General features: G+C 47.8%; 16 protein-coding genes. 10 read left to right on the top strand and 6 right to left on the bottom strand.

Annotated elements, in window-relative coordinates; translation table 11 throughout:
* The first annotated feature begins 1 nt into the window (after position 1).
* The 5 genes from cydX to FBQ74_RS15985 all read left to right on the top strand — a co-directional run bounded on the left by cydX (position 2) and on the right by FBQ74_RS15985 (position 6376).
* A complete protein-coding gene (gene cydX, locus FBQ74_RS16005) occupies positions 2-115 on the top strand; it encodes a cytochrome bd-I oxidase subunit CydX (protein ID WP_139757612.1) in 114 nt (37 codons plus the stop codon).
* Positions 116-121: 6 nt separating this feature from the next.
* The gene (locus FBQ74_RS16000) at positions 122-1732 is read left to right on the top strand and encodes an ATP-binding cassette domain-containing protein (RefSeq protein WP_139757611.1); all 1611 of its coding nucleotides are present in this window, start codon (positions 122-124) and stop codon (positions 1730-1732) included.
* Entirely contained in the window at positions 1729-3246 is a 1518-nt protein-coding gene (locus tag FBQ74_RS15995; protein WP_139757610.1) for an ATP-binding cassette domain-containing protein, read from the top strand. The genes FBQ74_RS16000 and FBQ74_RS15995 overlap by 4 nt, the downstream gene beginning before the upstream one ends.
* 149 nt (positions 3247-3395) lie before the next feature.
* Positions 3396-4490: a methyl-accepting chemotaxis protein gene (locus tag FBQ74_RS15990; RefSeq protein ID WP_139757609.1), complete on the top strand. Its 1095-nt coding sequence runs from the start codon at positions 3396-3398 to the stop codon at positions 4488-4490.
* Between the two features lie 302 nt (positions 4491-4792).
* Entirely contained in the window at positions 4793-6376 is a 1584-nt protein-coding gene (locus FBQ74_RS15985; RefSeq protein WP_139757608.1) for a methyl-accepting chemotaxis protein, read from the top strand.
* On the opposite strand, the gene FBQ74_RS15980 is transcribed toward FBQ74_RS15985, so the two are convergent.
* From FBQ74_RS15980 to FBQ74_RS15970, 3 genes are all read right to left on the bottom strand, one after another.
* A complete protein-coding gene (locus FBQ74_RS15980) occupies positions 6373-7662 on the bottom strand; it encodes an ABC transporter permease (protein WP_139757607.1) in 1290 nt (429 codons plus the stop codon). The genes FBQ74_RS15985 and FBQ74_RS15980 overlap by 4 nt on opposite strands.
* Complete coding sequence (locus FBQ74_RS15975) at positions 7659-8372, bottom strand: ATP-binding cassette domain-containing protein (RefSeq protein WP_139757606.1); 714 nt, start codon at positions 8370-8372, stop codon at positions 7659-7661. The genes FBQ74_RS15980 and FBQ74_RS15975 overlap by 4 nt, the downstream gene beginning before the upstream one ends.
* A gap of 78 nt (positions 8373-8450) precedes the next feature.
* A complete protein-coding gene (locus tag FBQ74_RS15970) occupies positions 8451-8744 on the bottom strand; it encodes a YebG family protein (RefSeq protein ID WP_139757605.1) in 294 nt (97 codons plus the stop codon).
* A gap of 90 nt (positions 8745-8834) precedes the next feature.
* Between FBQ74_RS15970 and FBQ74_RS15965 the strand changes: the two genes are divergently transcribed.
* From FBQ74_RS15965 to FBQ74_RS15955, 3 genes are read left to right on the top strand one after another with little or no spacing between them, the layout of a single operon-like run.
* Positions 8835-9251 (top strand): S24 family peptidase, encoded by a 417-nt coding sequence (locus FBQ74_RS15965; RefSeq protein WP_139757604.1) that lies wholly within the window; start codon positions 8835-8837, stop codon positions 9249-9251.
* On the top strand, positions 9239-10495 hold the full coding sequence (locus FBQ74_RS15960) for a Y-family DNA polymerase (RefSeq protein WP_139757603.1): 1257 nt from the start codon (positions 9239-9241) through the stop codon (positions 10493-10495). Before FBQ74_RS15965 ends, FBQ74_RS15960 begins: the two co-directional genes overlap by 13 nt.
* Positions 10496-10507: 12 nt before the next feature.
* Entirely contained in the window at positions 10508-11014 is a 507-nt protein-coding gene (locus FBQ74_RS15955) for an HAD family hydrolase (protein ID WP_139757602.1), read from the top strand.
* 4 nt (positions 11015-11018) lie between these two features.
* On the opposite strand, the gene FBQ74_RS19005 is transcribed toward FBQ74_RS15955, so the two are convergent.
* A complete protein-coding gene (locus tag FBQ74_RS19005) occupies positions 11019-11183 on the bottom strand; it encodes a hypothetical protein (protein ID WP_168190692.1) in 165 nt (54 codons plus the stop codon).
* A 110-nt stretch (positions 11184-11293) separates the two neighbouring features.
* Between FBQ74_RS19005 and FBQ74_RS15950 the strand changes: the two genes are divergently transcribed.
* The gene (locus FBQ74_RS15950; protein WP_168190691.1) at positions 11294-15238 is read left to right on the top strand and encodes a hybrid sensor histidine kinase/response regulator transcription factor; all 3945 of its coding nucleotides are present in this window, start codon (positions 11294-11296) and stop codon (positions 15236-15238) included.
* Here the strand turns inward: FBQ74_RS15950 and FBQ74_RS15945 are convergent.
* Entirely contained in the window at positions 15231-15794 is a 564-nt protein-coding gene (locus FBQ74_RS15945) for a hypothetical protein (protein WP_139757600.1), read from the bottom strand. The two genes, FBQ74_RS15950 and FBQ74_RS15945, sit on opposite strands and share 8 nt — an antisense overlap.
* A gap of 275 nt (positions 15795-16069) precedes the next feature.
* Here FBQ74_RS15945 and FBQ74_RS15940 point away from each other — a divergent pair, with 275 nt between their 5' ends.
* On the top strand, positions 16070-16816 hold the full coding sequence (locus tag FBQ74_RS15940; RefSeq protein ID WP_139757599.1) for a sugar-binding protein: 747 nt from the start codon (positions 16070-16072) through the stop codon (positions 16814-16816).
* Between the two features lie 15 nt (positions 16817-16831).
* Here FBQ74_RS15940 and FBQ74_RS15935 read toward each other — a convergent pair whose 3' ends face one another.
* Positions 16832-18532: a potassium/proton antiporter gene (locus tag FBQ74_RS15935; RefSeq protein ID WP_139757598.1), complete on the bottom strand. Its 1701-nt coding sequence runs from the start codon at positions 18530-18532 to the stop codon at positions 16832-16834.
* Between the last annotated feature and the right edge of the window lie 39 nt (positions 18533-18571).

Raw genomic sequence — 18571 nt, 5'->3', positions numbered from 1 at the left:
TATGTGGTATTTCACCTGGATTCTCGGGGTTCTGCTGGCTTGCGCGTTTGGCATTATCAATGCCATGTGGCTTGAATCCACAGAAGATATGGACCGCTCGGACACACAGCCCTAAGGAAAGATGATGAGGCAGGACCCGTTAAAACAATGGCTTCGTTGTGAGGTGGGTAGCGACACGCTACCCCCGTTGACACCATTGATAGCCACCGGCGTTTGCAAAGAGCTGGCGCTTATCGCAGCGTTTGGCGCATTCGCAGGAATTGCACAGCAGTGGATGATTGACGGCCAGCCTGCTTCATCGTCTTTATTAATCGGGCTTTGCGTTGCGCTGTTTGTCAGTTGGGTGTTCCAGGGGATTGATATCCGACTGGGCAAGGCATTGCGACTTCGTCAGTTAACCACCCTCGAAAAACGCCTGAGTGAGCAGTTCAGGGCGCGGCAACATGCTCTGGTCAGCACCCGAACGGTTTATCATTGGCAAATGGTGTGGCAAAAGCACTTGCCAGCACTGGTCAACTGGCGCACCGACTACTGTGTGCAACAGTACATTGCAGTGATCATACCGCTGGTGGTGCTGCTGATTATTGCTTATCTGAATTATTTTATCGGCCTGATGCTGCTGCTTACATTGCCGGTAGTGCCGCTGTTTATGGTGATAGTGGGTAAAGGCGCTGCGTATTTGCATAAGAGGGAATTTACAGCGCTGGCAAGGCTGGGAAGCCTGTTTAGCGATCGGCTAATGGCCTTACCTTTATTAAGCGCACTAGGCGCACATCCCCGTCAGCAAAGACAAATGGAGCAAGCCAGTGACGCGCTGAATAAGCGCACGATGAAAGTTGTGTCAGTCGCTTTTTTATCCTCCACCGTACTGGATTTTTTTTCCACACTGGCGGTTGCCCTTATTGCTGTTTTTATCGGGTTCAGTCTGTTGGGTGAATTACAGATAGGCCCTGAAATATCGTTTTTTTCCGGGTTGTGGATCCTGCTATCGACCCCGCTGTTGCTCAGTCAGTTAAAAAAACTGGGGCAGTTTTATCATCAAAAAGCGCAGGCAACAGCAGCTTCGGAGGCCCTTAACGGGCTGTTAAAGGTTGCGCTACCTGCGAAAAACGCTGATGGGCCCTTCTCTGGCTTTTATGCGCGTGAATTTGAGCTTAAGACACCCACCCTTTATGCATCTGAATTAACTCTGAATCCGGGTGACTGGATTCAGGTATCCGGTCCTTCCGGCGCTGGTAAGACAGCATTGCTAGAATCGCTGGCAGGATTTCGTGAAGCCAGCCATGCACTTGACTGTTATTGCGTGATGCTCAGCCAACAGGCGGTGTTTTTGCCAGATTCGCTGCGTGAAAACCTGTGTCTGGGAACGGAATACACTGAACAGCAAATAGAGAGTGTACTTAGCGATGTTGAAATGCTTGACGTAGTACAGGCGTTGCCGGAAGGTCTTGATACCAGAATGGGCGATCAACCGGCATTATCCGGTGGCCAGTTACAGCGTCTGGCGCTGGCCAGGCTGCTGTTAAAAGATGCTGATGTCTGGCTTCTGGACGAACCAACCGCACATCTGCCCGAAACACAGCATCGCGTGTTGTGTGAGTTAATACATCACTGCTGCAAAGACAAAACGGTTATCTGGGTATCGCATAAGCCCCTAAATGAAGCATGGTTTAGCAGTCGCTGGGAGGTGACTAACCAGCACGTAGAGCAGTATTGCAGAGGGATACAATGAAAACACCCTGGATAACATTACTTCTTGCTATTATCCACGGCGCAACCGGTCTGTTTATTCTGGTGATATCGGCCTGGTTTATAGCCGCGTGTGCAATCGCACCTGCAGGTTTTAATTACATGCTACCCGCTGTTGTTATCCGAGCGCTGGCATTGTTGCGAATAGCGTCAGGGTACGGACATATGTGGGCTGGTCATCGGGATCTTCTTGCACGTACCGCGGGGTTAAGACACCGGTTATTCAAACGACTGACAAATCACCGTATTGGGCGTAAAGCTCAATTGGCTGATGCGCTCAGTGAGCATACAGAAACGCTTGCTTCGGTCTGGATAGCCTGCATTTCACAACTTGCTTCGGCATTGTTACTACTGCCCCTGTTACTTATTGCGGGCGTGATGTTATCACTGCCTGGCACAATATGGCTGGCGCTGCTGGGCATAGGCTGGTTGATCCTTACAGTGTGGGTAGTTGTTAAAAGTCTGGCTATTGCCGTAAAACAGGTTGCAGCCCAACATGAGCTCACCGAACAAAGCGAGGCGTATCTGCGCTGCAGTTCGTTGTGGCACCTGTATACGCAGGCTCAGCACGAGCGCCCGACTGCCATGCGTTTATGGTCGCTGGAGACGCGTCTTAATACGTTGTCACAACAGGCGGTATGGCTTCTACAGGCGCTATGTTTTGTGATGCTCGGATTGTATGCCTGGTACGCGGGTGCTGAGGTTTACGCAAATCCATTAGCGATGATTTTGCCGCTGGTGCTCTTTGCAGCGCCAGACTGGCTCGGGCGAGCAGTAGCTACCACAACATTTGCAGCAAGATTCCAAAACGCACAGGATGCTTTGGCATCGCTGGAAATGCGAAAGGTAAATTTACAACCCGCCGTTTCCGGGCACGTTCGTTTGCAAAATTTTTGTGCGGCGGGGCGTCATGTAGCGCCTGTTTCGGCGAATCTCCCTTCCACCGGTATCGTGACAGTAAACGGCGCATCCGGTGCGGGTAAATCCTCGTTGCTTCAGGCTATTGCCGGAGAAATTCCTTACCGCGGACGCAAGTATTGCGCTGGAATTACCCTACAGCCGGGCCTTGTTGAAAACTGGCTTTATGTAGAACAGACCCCGGTAATTCTTCAGGCGACGCTTCGCGAAAACCTGGCGCCAGCTCGCAAAATCTGTGATGAAGCTATCAGGCAGGTGTTAAAGGACCTTGGCCTGAGCTCTATGAAAAATCTGAATGAGTGGCTGGGAGCGGGTGGCAGATCGTTGTCTGGCGGAGAACGTAAACGCATTGCGATTGCCAGAGCTTTGCTGGCCGAAAAGCAGGTCTTACTGATTGACGAGCCCTTTGAAGGGCTGGATGTGTTTAGCTGTAAAACACTTGCGCAGCTATTCAACAAAATTGCTGAAACAAAACTTCTTATTATTGCGACACATATCGGCGTGTCACAGTTACAGGTCACCACGTCAGTTACCATGAGTCAGGCTTGTCAGTCAGACAAATTATGTGAGCACGCCTGAAAAGTCATAAAGTTTTTTTCCTGTCGGGCCGATAACAGGTCGTACACTGTGGCCTGTTTTTCCCCAGCCCCCAATTTGGACTAATGGCCAATAGGTTTTTTTAATAAGTGTGTCAGTATTGGCTGGCATTTTTTACTTAAGAGGCGGTTATGCTCGTCTTACGATCTTCTTTTGATGAAAAACAACAGGAAATTGCGCGCTTAGAGCAAGAAAAAGCAGCGCTGCAGGATAAAATTTATCATCTTGAAACCGCGCTTGATGAAGAGCGTAGTCGCAACGGTGTATTGCAGAATCAGGTCGATGCGGGTGCTGCAGATGTACTTTCGCAGTCATTGCTCGAATCGTTAAATCAGGTCGCAGACATCCGCGAAACGGTAGCGCACTCTTACGAGCTAATTAGTAATGAAAGCAGCAACCTGAGCAATATTGATAGTTTATTTACTTCCAGCTCTGCGTCTTTGCAAAGTATCGGGCAGGCAATGGAAGCGCTGAACGCCAGAATGGGGCAAATGAGCGAGCGTATTGCAGGGTTATCTGATACGGCTGACAACATCAATAAATTTGTAAGTACAATCACCAGTATCTCAGATCAAACCAACCTGCTGGCACTAAATGCAGCCATTGAAGCAGCCAGAGCGGGAGACGCAGGACGAGGCTTTAGCGTTGTTGCTGATGAGGTCCGGGCCCTGGCGAACGAAACGAATAAGTCAGCCAGTGAGGTTGCTGAACTGGTTAAAGGAATAATCCAGTCAACGAAGGCGGCGGTGGGTGCCGTATCTGAATTGCAGGAAAATAACACGCATCTGACATCGGGTGTTAATGACCTCAGTCAGGATTACGATCAGATGGTTTCGCACTGCTCAAGCATGAAAGAGACGATTACGGTGGCTTCGCACCAGACTTTCATTCAGACCGTTAAGCTGGACCATGTGGCGTGGAAGAGTGAAGTGTACGCTATGATGAATGGTGGTAGTCACAAGCGTATTGATGAGCTTGTTGATCACCGTGCATGCCGGTTAGGGCAGTGGTATCAGCAGCAGGCCGGAACGGCGCTTGCGCAATCAGATGCGTTTGTCCGGTTGGAAGCGCCTCATGCTAAAGTCCACCGTACAGGTACAGAGGCGGTATCAGCATTTCATAATAATCATAAAGAGCAGGCATACCGACTACTCCGGGATATGGAAAAGGCAAGTCAGGAAACAATGGTTCTACTTGATCGCCTGGCCCACGAGGCAGCCCGTTAATATAACTTTCTCAGGCGAGCGTTATTACAGCGCTCGCTTTTTTCTTCCCTGCCTGTCGCATTTACCACACTTAAACACTTTAAAAATATCAATTATTACCTATACTTGCGTGATTAGACTTTTGACTGATACGTATAGATAGTGCCGGGAACGTATTTGAAAAAATACTTTAGCTGTTTCGCCGGAAGCCGATAATTATCACCATGATGCCTGCCGCTTTCATGTCGAAAGGGCTTATTTCCCACACTTTTCTACCCGTCAGTGAAGCGATACGCGATACAAGGGAATGCCGGAGAATTTTTATGCGCAACAATCAGCCCGTCACCAACAAAGAATATAAATTTCCATCAGATTACCGTCTGATATCTTCAACTGACAGACGCGGTGTAATTACGCATTGTAACCAGCAGTTTATCGAAGTAAGTGGATTTGATGAGGATGAACTGATCGGCAAGAACCACAATTTGGTTCGTCACCCTGATATGCCGTCGGCGGTTTTCAAGCAAATGTGGCAAACCCTTGAATCGGGAAATATCTGGTTGGGGCTGGTTAAAAACAGACGTAAATCCGGCGACCACTACTGGGTATCTGCGTTCGTAACACCCGTTTATGAAAAGGGTAATATTGTCGGGTATGAGTCGGTGCGGGTACCGGCCTTACCCGAAGAAATTCAACGTGCAGAAAATACTTATCTGCGACTACGTCAGGGTAAGTCTGCGGTAAGTGCGATGCGCAGCGGCCTTGACTGGCTCTCCGCCAGTTTGCCGGTTCTAATCCCAGGGCTTGCGACAACCGCAGTTTGCGGGGCAGTTGGCGGGGTTGTGCCCGCAGTTGTTGCCGCAGCAGGGTTTGGCGTTGCGGGCATATGGAGTCGTATTAGTCAGCGACGTGACTGGGAAGGATTGATTTCACTTAGCCCGGACAGTTTTAGTGATGAGGTAGTCGCGCAGACCTATTTTGACGATACTGGTATAAAAGCCCGTGCCAAACTGGTGCTGGGCTGCGAGCTGGCGCGTTCACGTACTGCGCTGACGCGCATTGAAGATGCTGCCAGCGGACTTGATCAGATTGCAGATCTCACTCATGGTCAGGCGGTAAGCGCAAGTAGCGTAGTCAGCCAGCAAAACCAGGCTACTCAGCAGATTGCATCGGCGGTGACGCAAATGTCGCAGGCAATTAATGAAGTTGCAGAACGGGTTGAGATGAATGCCAGCAGCGCGCGGACAGCTTCAAAGAATGTAGAAGACGGTAATCACAAGGCAGACATGGCGCTGGAGTCTATTCGCGAGCTGAAAGAGGCGGTGCAGTCTATATCTACAACCGTGCAGGAACTGGCGCAGTCCACGTCAGATATCGGCGAGGCAGCCAGTATTATTTCTACCATTGCCGAGCAAACCAATCTTCTTGCATTAAATGCGGCTATCGAAGCGGCTCGTGCAGGTGAGCAAGGTCGTGGCTTTGCGGTGGTGGCCGATGAGGTGCGCTCTCTGGCTTCTAAAACCCGCGAGTCTACTGACAAAATCCATAATATTATTCAGATTCTTGCAGAGCGCTCTGAGCGGGCGGTTAAGGTGTCTGATGCGGGGCTGGAAGCCGCGACACGAGGCACTGATACCGTAGAGGAAACGCGTGCGACATTGTCGGAGATTAATCAGGCGGTCAGTGTTATTGCCGACCAGACGATTGAAATGTCCTCTGCTGTAGAGGAGCAAAGCAGCGTGGCTGAGCACATCAATCAGCAAATTGTGGAAATTGCCGATGGCGCTAAGGAGACAGAAAAAGCATCTGAGTCTTCCCTTCATTCGAGCCAGGAGCTGCGTAATATGGTGACGCAGGTAAATTCTGTCATCACCCGATTTTCTACAACGGGCAGGGTTGGCGACTAGCGCTGACTAAGCCCGGCATGAAGTGCCTGCCTGTAGGCAGCCAGCGCAGGTACAAAGCTGCACAACCACGTAGCGACCAACACGCTGCCTATAATAATGGCACTGTTTACTGTCAATAATGTTCCGCTGATAAACAGGCCAAATTCTTCACTTAATAAAGGTTCCAGCAATACAAACAAACCAGCATCGATGCCAAGCGCTGCAATGCATCCGGTCAGTGCTACAAGCAATGCTTCTGTCTGTACCAGCCACAATATCGAAAGGGGACCAGCACCCATCGCGCGTAAAACTGCTATTTCGTGACGCCTCTCGCGCATTGTAGCCAGTAGCATGGTGATCAAACCGATAAGTGATGCCACCAGGATTAGCACTGAGATTCCAAGCAATAGCTTCTCTATGCCCCCCATCAGTTGCCACAACTGTGAAAGCGCCATCCCAGGCAAAATTGCCAGCACAGGTTCATCGTTTTTCTGATTTAGCTGATACTGCAATTGTAATGCGGCTGCGCGGCTGGTCAGGCCGACAAAAATCGCCGTAACCTGCTCTGGCGTATGCTGGTGGGCTTCGTGATCATCATCATGTGAGGAGGTATGCTCATCCTGGCCTGTGGGCTTTCGAATACGTAATGAACGTACAGACGAGGACGCGGTTGCCTGTTCGTGCATTGCTTCTATACCGTGCAGCGTGACATGTACCGCTTTATCAATTGGCGTTCCCGTTGCTGCGAGTATACCGGTTATCGTAAACGGGTGTTGCTCGTGCTGTTTAAAACTCACGTTCCCCAGGCCGTGTGAAATTACCAGCTCATCACCAACCGAGTAGCCCAGCGACCTGGCCACCTCGCTGCCGATTACCGCAGACATATCACCAGCGAATGACGCCCCGGAAAACATTTCAAGTGACTGCTGGTTGCCATACTGATAATGGGTAAAATATCGGTTGTCTGTACCTACGACCCTGAAGCCTTTGTGGCTGTCGCCCAAAGAAACAGGAATCACCCATTTAACCAATGCATGGTCATCTAGCTTCTCAACCTGTTCCCAGCTTATGCCGTTAGTGGCATTACCGATACGAAATACTGAATAGAGCAGCAGATTTAGGTTGCCGGTAGGCGCACCTACGATTAAGTCCACGCCGGAAACGGTGCGGGTAAAACTTTGTTTTACCTGCCCACGGATAAACTCAACACCCAGCAACAAACTTACACTGATGATGATAGATATTAATGTCAGCACTACGGAGGTGCGTCGGTTTTTAAGGCTCGCCAGCGCTATCTTTGCAATCATGAGGTAACCGTACCGGCCTGGTTGAGTGTTGCCATGTCGACCCGGGTATCAAAATATCGGGCCAGGCTTTTATCATGGCTGACAAAAATAACAGCACTGTCTGAAGTCGCCTCAACCAGCAACTGCATAAATTTATCCCGGGCGTCTGCGTCTAGTGCTGAGGTGGGTTCATCAACAATAATAAGATGTGGTGCATTGATTAGCGCTCTGGCAATCGCCACGCGCTGCTGTTGACCCACACTCAGTGTATCAGCCCTCTGGTTAAGCACTGATGCCGGCAATTGCAACTTATCCAATAACTGCCTGGCACGGGCTTCAATATCTAAAGACTTGTTTTTCGCAAAGTAGGCGGCCGCTGTAAGGTTTTCAAGTACAGTCAGGTAGTCAATCAGGTTAAACTGCTGGAAGACAACACCAATATGTTTCGCCCTGAACGCGTCTTTTTGTCGCGCCGACAGCGCAGCGAAGTCAGTGTCGAACAATGTGACAGACCCGGAATCCGGCTGAAGTGTACCGGTCAGTAAATTAAGTAATGTACTTTTGCCTGAGCCTGAGGCGCCGGAGACAAAAACATGGCCACGTTTGGGGACTTGCCATGCGTTGACATTAATAACCGGAGACGCAGACTTGCTGTACGAATACACCAGATTTCTGATGTCTACAGCCAGTTCCGTCCCGGTGGATGAATACAAATTCGATTGATGCGACATTGGTTTCAGGTCAGGCTCGGGATGTCGTTGTTATAACAACTCTGACCTGAGAAAAAAAGCCGCCGCTGTTATTGTCTGTTAATTCTCATTGCCAGCTTTAAGCTTTACCACTTCTGCGCTGCTGTCTTCCAATACGCTATCCAGAGAAGTACCTTTGAGTAACTTATTTACCTTTTCTTTATTCTTTGCCAGCATGATCGAAAGCTCTTCCATATGAGCTTCTTCCATTTTCACACCCATAGCCGCCATGAAGCCAGCCAGGTTATCTGCGGTATCCAGCATTTTATCGTATTGATCTGCGGCTTTTTTGTCCGTGGTCACAAGCTTTTCAACCTCTTTGTGTGTTACGACATATTGTACGGTAATCGCCATGATTCACTCCGATTTGTAATTTGACTTTAACGAGACAACTGCAAATACTGTATATATAAACAGTATAAAATGCAACCAGAGATATGCAGTATGTTAAAAGTAATTCCTGTTTTCGCGCAGGCCGGAATAAGCGGCTTTCAATCGCCTGCTGCAGAGTATCGGCAGTTAACGCTGGATTTGGATGAGCTGTTAATTGAGCACCCTACCGCAACTTTTATTGGTCAGGCCAAGGGTGATTCAATGACGGGCGTGGGTATTTTCGACGGCGATCTTCTTATTGTAGATCGCGCAGCCAATGCATCGTCATTAGATGTTGTAGTGGCAAATTTAAATGGCAGCTTTGTGTGCAAGCTATTCGATCGCAAGGCGAGCTTGCTGTTATCGCCGGGTAGTAATCAGCAAGGTCATCAGTTGCGCGACGGCGACATATTTGAAGAAGAAGGCATAGTGATTCGCTCTGTCAGGCTCCATCGCTATGCCAGACAGCTCTCACAATGTTTGCGCTAATTGATGTAAATAGCTTTTACGCTTCAGCGGAAAAGATTTTTGACCCATCGATCAGGCAGCGCCCAGTAGTTGTGCTGACCAACAATGACGGGTGTATCTGTGCGTTGTGCGATCAGGCTAAACTGCTGGGCGTTAAAAAGTTCGGACCGTATTATAAAGTCCAGGATATGCTGCGCGCCCATGGTGCGGTCATCCGCTCATCCAATTACGAACTCTACGATGATCTTTCCAATAAAATGATGGAGGTTATTGGTCGATTCGCGCCTCGTCAGCACGTATACAGTATTGATGAGTGCTTTCTGGATTTTGGCCAGTGGGTACCCAAAGAAGGGTGGGCAGACTACGCGCTGATGATAAGAGAAACAGTAGCGCGCGAGCTTCGGCTTCCGGTCAGTGTGGGAATAAGCACTACACCTACTCTGGCAAAAGTAGCAAGCTTTGTGGCAAAAAAGCGTAAAACCAACAAAGGAACAGCGGTGTTGGTCAATGATGCGATTCGGCGGCGGGTTTTAGGCCAAATGCAGGCCAGCGATATTTGGGGCGTGGGAAAACGTATCGCGGCACGATTAGCAACTATGGATGTCGAATCTGCATTGGCGTTAGCGGATTCGTGTCCCAAAGCTATGCGAAAACAATTTTCGGTTGAAATTGAACGTACCGTGCGAGAACTCAACGGGACATTTTGTTTTGAGTGGGAGTCGCTACCTGTTGAAAAGAAACAAACGTTTTCTACACGTGCTTTCGGCTCTCCGGTAACTGACTTCACAGACTTGCGCCAATCCCTGGCCTGGCATGCTGAGCGCGTATCTGAAAAAGTAAGACGTCAGGAAAGTGCTATTCAGGTGCTTACTGTATTTGCCCATGCCAACCCTTTTGCTAGCAATGGCCATTATCATCGAAGTGTTCAACATACCTTTGCGTTTCCGGTTAACGATGTGAGCAGTCTGGTACGAGTCGTATCTAAAGCGGCCAGAGAGATTTACAGGCCGGGAGTGAAGTTTCACAAAAGTGGTGTTGGTGCGATATCGCTTTGCCCGGTGGCCCAATCACAACCTGATCTGTTTAATACGTGCGAATCTAAACCAGAATTAATGCAGTGCATGGACCTGATTAATCAAAGATATGGTAAGAATACATTAGGCATTGCTGCCAAAGGGGTAAATGTGAAGTGGTCGATGAAGCGTAATTTTCTATCGCCTCAGTTTACAACTAATTGGCAGGACATTCCAAAAATCACATGTTAAGCGGGCAGGGTAATGATTGATTTTTCTGATATTGAGGGTGTTATTTTCGACCTGGACGGCACTCTGGTTGAGTCGGGCCTGAATTTTCGTGATATTAGAAAGAAACTTGGGTGTCCCACCGGGGTGGATATTCTTACGTTTGTTGAAGATATCGAAGATGCAGTACAAAAGGACGCGGCGGCAGCGTTTATTGTAGAGCAAGAGTTAGCCGATGCCCACGGCGCGCGCTGGCTCAGTAAAGGTAAAGCACTGGTGGAAGCCTTGCAGGCTGAAGGGGTGCCTATGGCTATCGTCACCCGCAATAGCCGGAACGCAACCACAATAAAGATAGAAACCAATCAGATTCCAATTACAACAGTAATTACCCGTGAAGACGCGCCCGCCAAACCAGATCCTACAGCGCTCTTACAAATTGCAGCGAACTGGGGGCTTCATCCCAGCCGCTGCTTATATGTGGGAGACTTTGATTACGACCGCATCGCGGCAGAACGTGCCGGAATGCAGTTTTTGTTAGTTTGATATATTAAAAGCCGGGGATCGGCTTTTTGGGAGAAGGGAAGCGAGGAGTCAGGCGCAGATTGTCTTCTATTCCCGAGTACCCTGCTGGTTTAAAGGACATTGCCCCTGCTGAAACTTTCAATATATCAATTTGTTGTAATTGAACGATTTTTGAATTTTCCTTTTTCACTGTACTTCTTCCTTGTGTTTAAACTTTAGTCTAGTCTTCGGTCAGACCACTGTATTTTGCACTAAATGCGCGGTATAACGTTTTCATTATCAGGACAAGGAATTCCTGGGATGAGAAGTAAACTCTATAATGTCCTATTTTTTATAGTTATCGTGTCTATTGGAAAAGCGGAAGGGCAGGTTGTAACACCCTTAGACTTTTCAAAATCTTTCGATGGAAAGCCAACAGGTGTAATTCGAACAATTGACGTGACCAGTGATGAAATCTGGCTGGGAGCAGAAAACGGACTATTCGGTATAATTGGTTCGTCAGTACACCACTTTGACGCGCTTAATTCATCACTTAAAACAAATTATATTTCGTCTATAACTCGATTCGACGAGGACTATCACTTAGTTGCGGCATTTGGTGATGGTATTTATTTATTAAACAGACGACATAAGACAATAGAGCCATTTATTGTTCAGCACCTCGACACACGTTCAGTTTGGTCGGTAGATGTCAGCGATACCTATATAGCGATAAGTACGATTCGGGATCTTCATATTGTTGATAAACGGTCGAAGAGATTGCTCGTTTCACTTTCGGAATTATCCCCTGATACTGTTACAGACATCCGACACCTTAAATTGGACGATGAGCAAGTGTGGTGGCTGGATATCACAAAAGGCTTGCGTCGATTAAACTTATCCAGCCATTCGATCTCGTATTTCGCCAAAAGCAGTTATTTCCCTGAAGCGACTTACCTAACCGCATTTATGGTAGAGAGCGACAATATTTTTATCGGGACAAACGAAAACGTATATCGGTTCGATAAACAAAATCATACCGTTACACCTTTAATAGAAAGAGACTCTATTTGGGATAGAACGAACGATACAGCAGTGTTCAAGCTGGAAAGAGACCAGAGCGGGAAGCTGTGGGTTGCAGCTGACAGGCTTTATGAACTCAATTTATCAGAGAAAGAAATCAAAACGCCGGACTTACTCAGCCCACTTCTGTCATCCCGCGCCGCGGAGGTGGTACTGGACTTCACCTTCGATGAAGAAGGTAATTTTTTCGCCGCTGATACACAGCGCGGTCTTTTTGCTATTCCAGTAGGCGCTAAAGGTACACATTTTCTGGGTGGAAGCTTAGAGAGCAGTGCAAATACACTTTACGATATATCTTTTGATGACAACAAAGAAGTTCTTTTTACAGGAGACAAAAGGTTATTTTCCTATAACCCTCAGCAGAAATCTTCAGTGAGCTACCCTCTCACGACTTTGGGCCCGCATTTTTTAATAAAAAGTAACGCTGAGGAGATAAAATATATTGATCAGCGAGGCACATTTTATACTCTGAATAAATTGTCACGGAATTCATCAGCCTCAAATACCTTTAGGAACGGTTATCGGAAAGAAATAACAGTCAAAGATGTTTTTTCCCCTGACAACGAAACTGTGACTATTCTTCTTAGTAATGGCGTACATGATGAAGTAGTTAAATGGCATGATGACAGGGCGACTTTGCTTTTTGAAGGTGAACTGGAAAAAATTGCTGTTGCTGATAAAAATACGGTTTATGTAAGTGCTCTGTATGACGGAATTTACCGTTTAAACTCAGAAAACTCCTCAACAAGCACTGAAAAACTGGCATCCCTGCCATATTCAGGCTTAACGTGCCTTTATCTTGATACTAAGAGTCGACTATGGATGTGCGGGGATGGGCATGGGCTCTCTTATCTTGATGAAAGTAAAAAGATAAAAAACGCTGATAACTTTCCGTTTCAGTATATTCGGGGTATTGCTGAAGTTGATAGCGAGCGCTTTCTCGTTGCGACTAATGCCGGACTGTTCATTTATAGCCTGAATGAAAAGGCGTACGCTCCGATTGGGAAACAGCTTGGTATAAATGATATCGACTTCGAATACGATGCTTTACACAGCGCCGAAAAACAATTGGTTGTGATTGGCGACAACTTTTCCTATCTGCTTGATAAAAAGAAACTCCTGTCTAGTCTTACAAGTTTTGAAAAAGAGAGTGCGAGGGTAGTCTTTACTGGTTTACAAACCTTCGACAGTGCTCAAAATAAGGTAGTTGATGCCAGTGAACGACTGGTAAAACGTACTGAGAATGCAATAACCATATCCTACGACGAAAAAATGTTTGAGCTGAACCTTGTGGTTGCCGATTATCTAACGGGCGCGGAAAAGCTGATCGAATATCGCTTACTCGGCAATAATCCCAGATGGTATGAAGCTGGGCGAGCGGAGGCCGCAGTCAATTTTTCTTCGCTTGAGCCAGGAAGTTATGAGCTTCAGGCGCGAATCAAAAGCAATTATCGTATAAACGAGATCAGCACAATAACCATAATCGTAGCACCACCCTGGTGGCAAACACCTTACGCATATGCAGCCTATTTTCTGGCAGGGTTGCTGATACTGATTTATGCAGTATTACAGATAAAAGCCCGGGTGGCGGCACGTAATGAAGAACTTGCAGATAAGGTGGATGAGCAGAAACAAGTGCTGGAGCAAAACCAGACCTACATTCGCACTATTTTGAAAAGAAAGCACCGGGCTCTGCTAAACGTTGCCAAAGAAATTCAAACACCATTAACACTGATACTCGGCCCCTTGCAGTTGGTGCAGGACCAGCCGAACGATGTGGATAATCCCCGCCGGATTAATGTCATCGCCAGAAACGCGCGGCGTCTTCATTTATTAATTAATCAAATCACAGAGGTGGAGCGGTTAGAATCGTCTAAATCGCTGCCCCGACAATCTTATTCGATCAAAGAGCATTTTCCCGTACTTCTGGCCAATCTGGAGCCTGAAATTACGCGCAAAGCGATTAAGCTGACTGCACGCCTTAAAGCGACGGGGTTTATATCCCTGTTGCCCGAGTCTCTGGAAAAAATTGTATATAACCTGGTTCGAAACGCCATTGCCGCCAGTCCTCACGGTGGAGAGGTGACCATCGAAACACGCTGCGAGGCATTGCAGCTGGTTATTGTGGTTAAAGACTCAGGTGAGGCACTAAGTGAATCAGATGCAGCAGATGTCCTGGAGCGATTTGCCCAGAATGATGCAGATTCAGAAGAAGAATGGCTCCCTGGCCTGGCAATAGCCAAAGAAGCAAGTTTGGCGAATTCGGGCTGGATAGGTATCGACAGTAAACCCGGTCGCGGAAACCGCCTGTCAGTTTATTTACCTCTGATTAATCTGTCCGAAGAAATGCCACTATCACCACCTATGGTGGTTGATGTTGTTCCGCGAATTCCTCGTATAGATGACCAGCGACCCATTGTACTTATTGTTGACGATAATCCTGATATGCGGCAGTACCTTAAAGATACGCTAAGGCTATCATACAACTGCGTGGAAGCATCGCAGGGGAAGCAGGCGTTAAAAACGATGCAGGTTATAGTGCCGGATCTTGTTATCAGCGATGGCCACATGCCCGAGTGCGATGGCTTTGCCCTACGTGAGGCAATGCTTAAAACCCCTGCACTTGAGGATATTCCTTTTATCCTCATCAATGATGCGCAGAGCGATGATATGTTGGAACAGTGTGTTGAGCTTAATATAGACAGCATTCTGGAGAAGCCGGTAGAAGCTGCTACGTTGCGCTATACAGCCGGTCAGTTGTTGTCGTTATTGTCGCGAAATAAGAAAGCATCGGCGCCTGTAAATGAACCATCCCCGTTCGACGTGCCGGCGTTTGCCAATGCTAAAGACCAGGCCTTTTACACGGGGTTCATGCAAGTCTTGTCTAAGCACTACCATGATGAGGCATTTAATAAATGTGATGCGGCGAGTTTGATGGCGGTGAGTGAGCGACAATTATCCCGTAAATTACAGGTGCTGTTTAAAATGAACTTCAGTGAGATTTTAAAGCACTACAGAATATTTAACGCTAAAAAGTTGCTCGATGAAGGAAAGCAGGTAACCCAGGTTGCCTATGATGTAGGTTTTAGCACTGTTTCTTACTTCAGCCGAAGTTTTAAAATTCAGTGTAATGAAACGCCCAGTCAGTATCAGGAACGAACAGTCAGCTCAGAGGTTAGCTGACCTCATCGATTAAATTTCCGCAGCGGTCAGTTTCAGGCTGAAAGTGGCGCAGACGCTCAGCTTCATGCTCTACTTCGTTTTGAAGTATGTGTTGAACATGCGTCAGGCGCTCAAACAGAATTCGGGACGTAGCGCTCATAAAGCCGTCCGGGTTGTTCATAATAAGCAGTTGCAACAATAACGCCTTTTGACGTAGCTGTTCTATAGCCCCGTCAATCTGGTGTCTGGCCGTAGCACCGGCATATAAACCTTTTACTGGCGCGCGTCTGGCTTCTGTGGCTGCCTGACGCCATTGTTGCTGGGGAAGACTGTCTGTCTCAGAAGAGTAAACAACTCTGGGTGCATCGTATTTACGCCGACGACGAGTATTTAATATGGCATCGTGATAAGCGCGAGCATTCTGATGGCTGTGCTCCCTCTGACTTTCGGCATCGCTGCTGAATGCGGTGGATGTGTCGCATCGTTTGGGTCGGGGAATTGTATTCGTTGAAAAGTGGCTGTCACGCTGCGCCTGAATAAGGGATGTAGCATAAGTAGGTAATTGATTTAGCGTCATTAGCATTTTCTGGCTGAATGAACAGCACGGCCTTTTTTAGTCTGAACAATCTCGGCATATGCGGAACATCATTCTTACCCGCCTAAAATATAATGCATTGAAGGTGCCAAAATATTGACGCTTGAGAATTTGTAGCTATCATAATGATAATTAAAAGAAATTTTATTATCCTGAAATTCCTCTGATCACTTGTGCAGCGTGAGTGTGTAAAATACTGACACTTATTGACAACACCAGGTGAAAATTTTGCCTGTAATCGCCTATAGGGGCCGCATATGAAACGCCTGACTTCGCTTATATTTTCACTATGGTTTGCCACTACGGCGAATGCTGAAGACGTACCGCAACCCGTTACCAAGGCGACATCGCCGATTACCATTGACGGTCAGGCAACTGAGACAGACTGGCGGTCTGCTAAATGGTATCCACTCGATAAATATATTATTGGTGGAAAACCAGCTAAAAAGGATTTTTCCGGTCGTTATAAGCTATTGTGGGACAAAGAGTTTGTTTATCTTCTTGCGGAAATCACTGACGATGTCTTAATAGACTCACACCCCGATCCGAAAGAAGCATACTGGGATGATGACTGTCTGGAAATCTTTATTGATGAGGACGCTTCAGGTGGTAACCATCTTCACAGCTTTAATGCCTTTGCTTACCATATTGCACTGGATGGTAATGTTGCTGATTTTGGTAATGAGAACGATGGCAACGGCGTAATTTTGTTAAACGAACATATTAATAGTCGCTGGACGCGCGAGACCGAAGCACCTTACAAGATTACGTGGGAGGTTGCGATCAGGCTTTACCCGGACACTTTCAATACAGCATCTCCGGGCGAACCAGTAAGCCTGAAGGCAGAAAAGGTGATAGGTTTCATGCTGGCCTATTGCGATAACGACGGAAGCGAAAAGCGCGAGCATTTCATCGGCTCACATGATATTGAGCCAGTTGATGGCGATAAAAACCGTGGTTACATAGATGCATCGGTATTTGGCAAGCTGGTGTTGAAAAAATAGTTCTGTAAAGGCAAATCAATCAGGGGCATAACATACAATGGTTATGTCATTGCCCTTATGTACACTGACCGATAGCGAAACGTCCGCGTGCTCAACAAGCGCGCCGGATTCAACTACTTTCAGTTTACGGTTCAGATACTGCGCGGCGGTCTCAGGCTCCTCCTTTTGAAAAGGGGCATCATAGAATAGCGCCAGGCTACCCAGCGAGGTCGAACCGGCGAAACAAGCTGTACCATGAAGCCCTTCTCTAACGGCTTCATCTTTCGCTGCGAAAAGGGCATCAAGATAGCTACGCAGCTGCGGTTCTAGAGTGATGAAAAGGTGATCCCCCGCTTCCAGTGACGTATTTTCTTCAGGTGGCAGTACTTCATCACCCCGCACTATCATGGCGATATTTACGCCAATGGGAAGTGGTAGTGCAGCAAGGGTGAAACCGCATACGCGAGAGCGCTCATTAAGTGTAATTTCGACAATATCTGCGTTCACGCCGCCTAGCGAGGGCACCTCCAGTTTTTTCACCGGGCAGTCTGGTGGTGCTTGCGTAAGCTTTAGCTTTTTTGCCGCCCAGGGCAGGGTAGAACCTTGTACGGTCGCAGATAACAGCACCACGAAGAAAACCACGTTAAACACCAGGCCTGCTTCTTCTATACCAAACAATAGCGGAAAGATTGCCAGAATAATTGGCACCGAGCCGCGAAGCCCTACCCACGACACTAATGATATTTCGCGCCGGTTAAAACCCGTTAATGCCAATAGAGGCGCAACAGCCAGAGGACGGGCCACAAAAACAAGAATGATTGCAATAACCAGCCCTTCTGCCCACACCTCAAGCAGTAAAGGTGGATTTACCAGCAGCCCCAGCATCACGAACATGGCTATCTGACTGAGCCAGGCTAGCCCATCCATAAACAAAAACGTTGCCTGCTGAAATACGAAGCGACTGTTGCCAATAATTACCCCGGCGATAAAGGTCGACAAAAAGCCGCTGCCACCCAACGTGGCTGATACACCAAATGCAAGCGCGCCGCATACGGCGATTAGTACCGGATAAAGCCCTGCGGCAATCAGCTGGATGCGGTTAATCATTTTAATTGCGAGCCAGCCAACAATAAGGCCGGTCACAGCCCCGATTCCCATTTGCTTGGCAAACAGTATCGCCAAATCGGGCCCTGGCTGCATCTGGTTTGTGATTAGTTGTAATAACCCTACTACAAGAAATATGGCCATTGGATCGTTGGAGGCGCTTTCTATTTCAAGGGTTGCTTTCAATCGGGGCTTAATGTGAATGCCGGCACTTCGAAGAATAGAAAAAACAGCTGCGGCATCAGTAGAGCCGACAATCGCGCCAAGTAATAACCCGACCAGTAGGGGTATCCCCAAAATGTATGCGGCTGCTACTCCGGTGATACCTGCCGTAATAGCAACGCCAAGTGTCGATAGCAACGATGCAGGCTTCCAGGCCAGCTTTATGGCCGATAAGGATGTTTGCAGCCCACCATCAAACAAAATCACAGCAAGGGCCAGCGTACCCAGTGCATGCGCTGTTTGCGCATCATCAAACTGAATTCCGCCTATCCCGGCTTCACCCGCAAGCATACCGACCAGCAGAAAGATAACCAGCATCGGTAAGCCCAGGCGGGGAGACAATTTGCTTGAAAGTATGCCGGCAAATAACAGTAATGCGGCAATGAGAATCTCAAAATCTACTGCGAACATGAAGGTACCCTGACTAAATCCGACTCTATGATACGTAAA

The sequence above is a fragment of the Salinimonas iocasae genome, assembly GCF_006228385.1.
In the GTDB taxonomy this organism is placed as follows: Bacteria; Pseudomonadota; Gammaproteobacteria; order Enterobacterales; family Alteromonadaceae; genus Alteromonas; species Alteromonas iocasae.
This window is presented reverse-complemented; position numbering and strand designations above follow the sequence as displayed.

Bases quoted from the DNA above. Each gene is read 5' to 3' on its own strand.
- FBQ74_RS16000 (WP_139757611.1), top strand. From the start codon at position 122: ATGATGAGGCAGGACCCGTTAAAACAATGGCTTCGTTGTGAGGTGGGT.
- FBQ74_RS15960 (WP_139757603.1), top strand. From the start codon at position 9,239: ATGTTTGCGCTAATTGATGTAAATAGCTTTTACGCTTCAGCGGAAAAG.
- FBQ74_RS15990 (WP_139757609.1), top strand. From the start codon at position 3,396: ATGCTCGTCTTACGATCTTCTTTTGATGAAAAACAACAGGAAATTGCG.
- FBQ74_RS15945 (WP_139757600.1), bottom strand. From the start codon at position 15,794: ATGACGCTAAATCAATTACCTACTTATGCTACATCCCTTATTCAGGCG.
- FBQ74_RS15965 (WP_139757604.1), top strand. From the start codon at position 8,835: ATGTTAAAAGTAATTCCTGTTTTCGCGCAGGCCGGAATAAGCGGCTTT.
- FBQ74_RS15975 (WP_139757606.1), bottom strand. From the start codon at position 8,372: ATGTCGCATCAATCGAATTTGTATTCATCCACCGGGACGGAACTGGCT.
- FBQ74_RS15950 (WP_168190691.1), top strand. From the start codon at position 11,294: ATGAGAAGTAAACTCTATAATGTCCTATTTTTTATAGTTATCGTGTCT.
- FBQ74_RS15995 (WP_139757610.1), top strand. From the start codon at position 1,729: ATGAAAACACCCTGGATAACATTACTTCTTGCTATTATCCACGGCGCA.
- FBQ74_RS15970 (WP_139757605.1), bottom strand. From the start codon at position 8,744: ATGGCGATTACCGTACAATATGTCGTAACACACAAAGAGGTTGAAAAG.
- cydX (WP_139757612.1), top strand. From the start codon at position 2: ATGTGGTATTTCACCTGGATTCTCGGGGTTCTGCTGGCTTGCGCGTTT.
- FBQ74_RS15955 (WP_139757602.1), top strand. From the start codon at position 10,508: ATGATTGATTTTTCTGATATTGAGGGTGTTATTTTCGACCTGGACGGC.
- FBQ74_RS15985 (WP_139757608.1), top strand. From the start codon at position 4,793: ATGCGCAACAATCAGCCCGTCACCAACAAAGAATATAAATTTCCATCA.
- FBQ74_RS15935 (WP_139757598.1), bottom strand. From the start codon at position 18,532: ATGTTCGCAGTAGATTTTGAGATTCTCATTGCCGCATTACTGTTATTT.
- FBQ74_RS15940 (WP_139757599.1), top strand. From the start codon at position 16,070: ATGAAACGCCTGACTTCGCTTATATTTTCACTATGGTTTGCCACTACG.
- FBQ74_RS15980 (WP_139757607.1), bottom strand. From the start codon at position 7,662: ATGATTGCAAAGATAGCGCTGGCGAGCCTTAAAAACCGACGCACCTCC.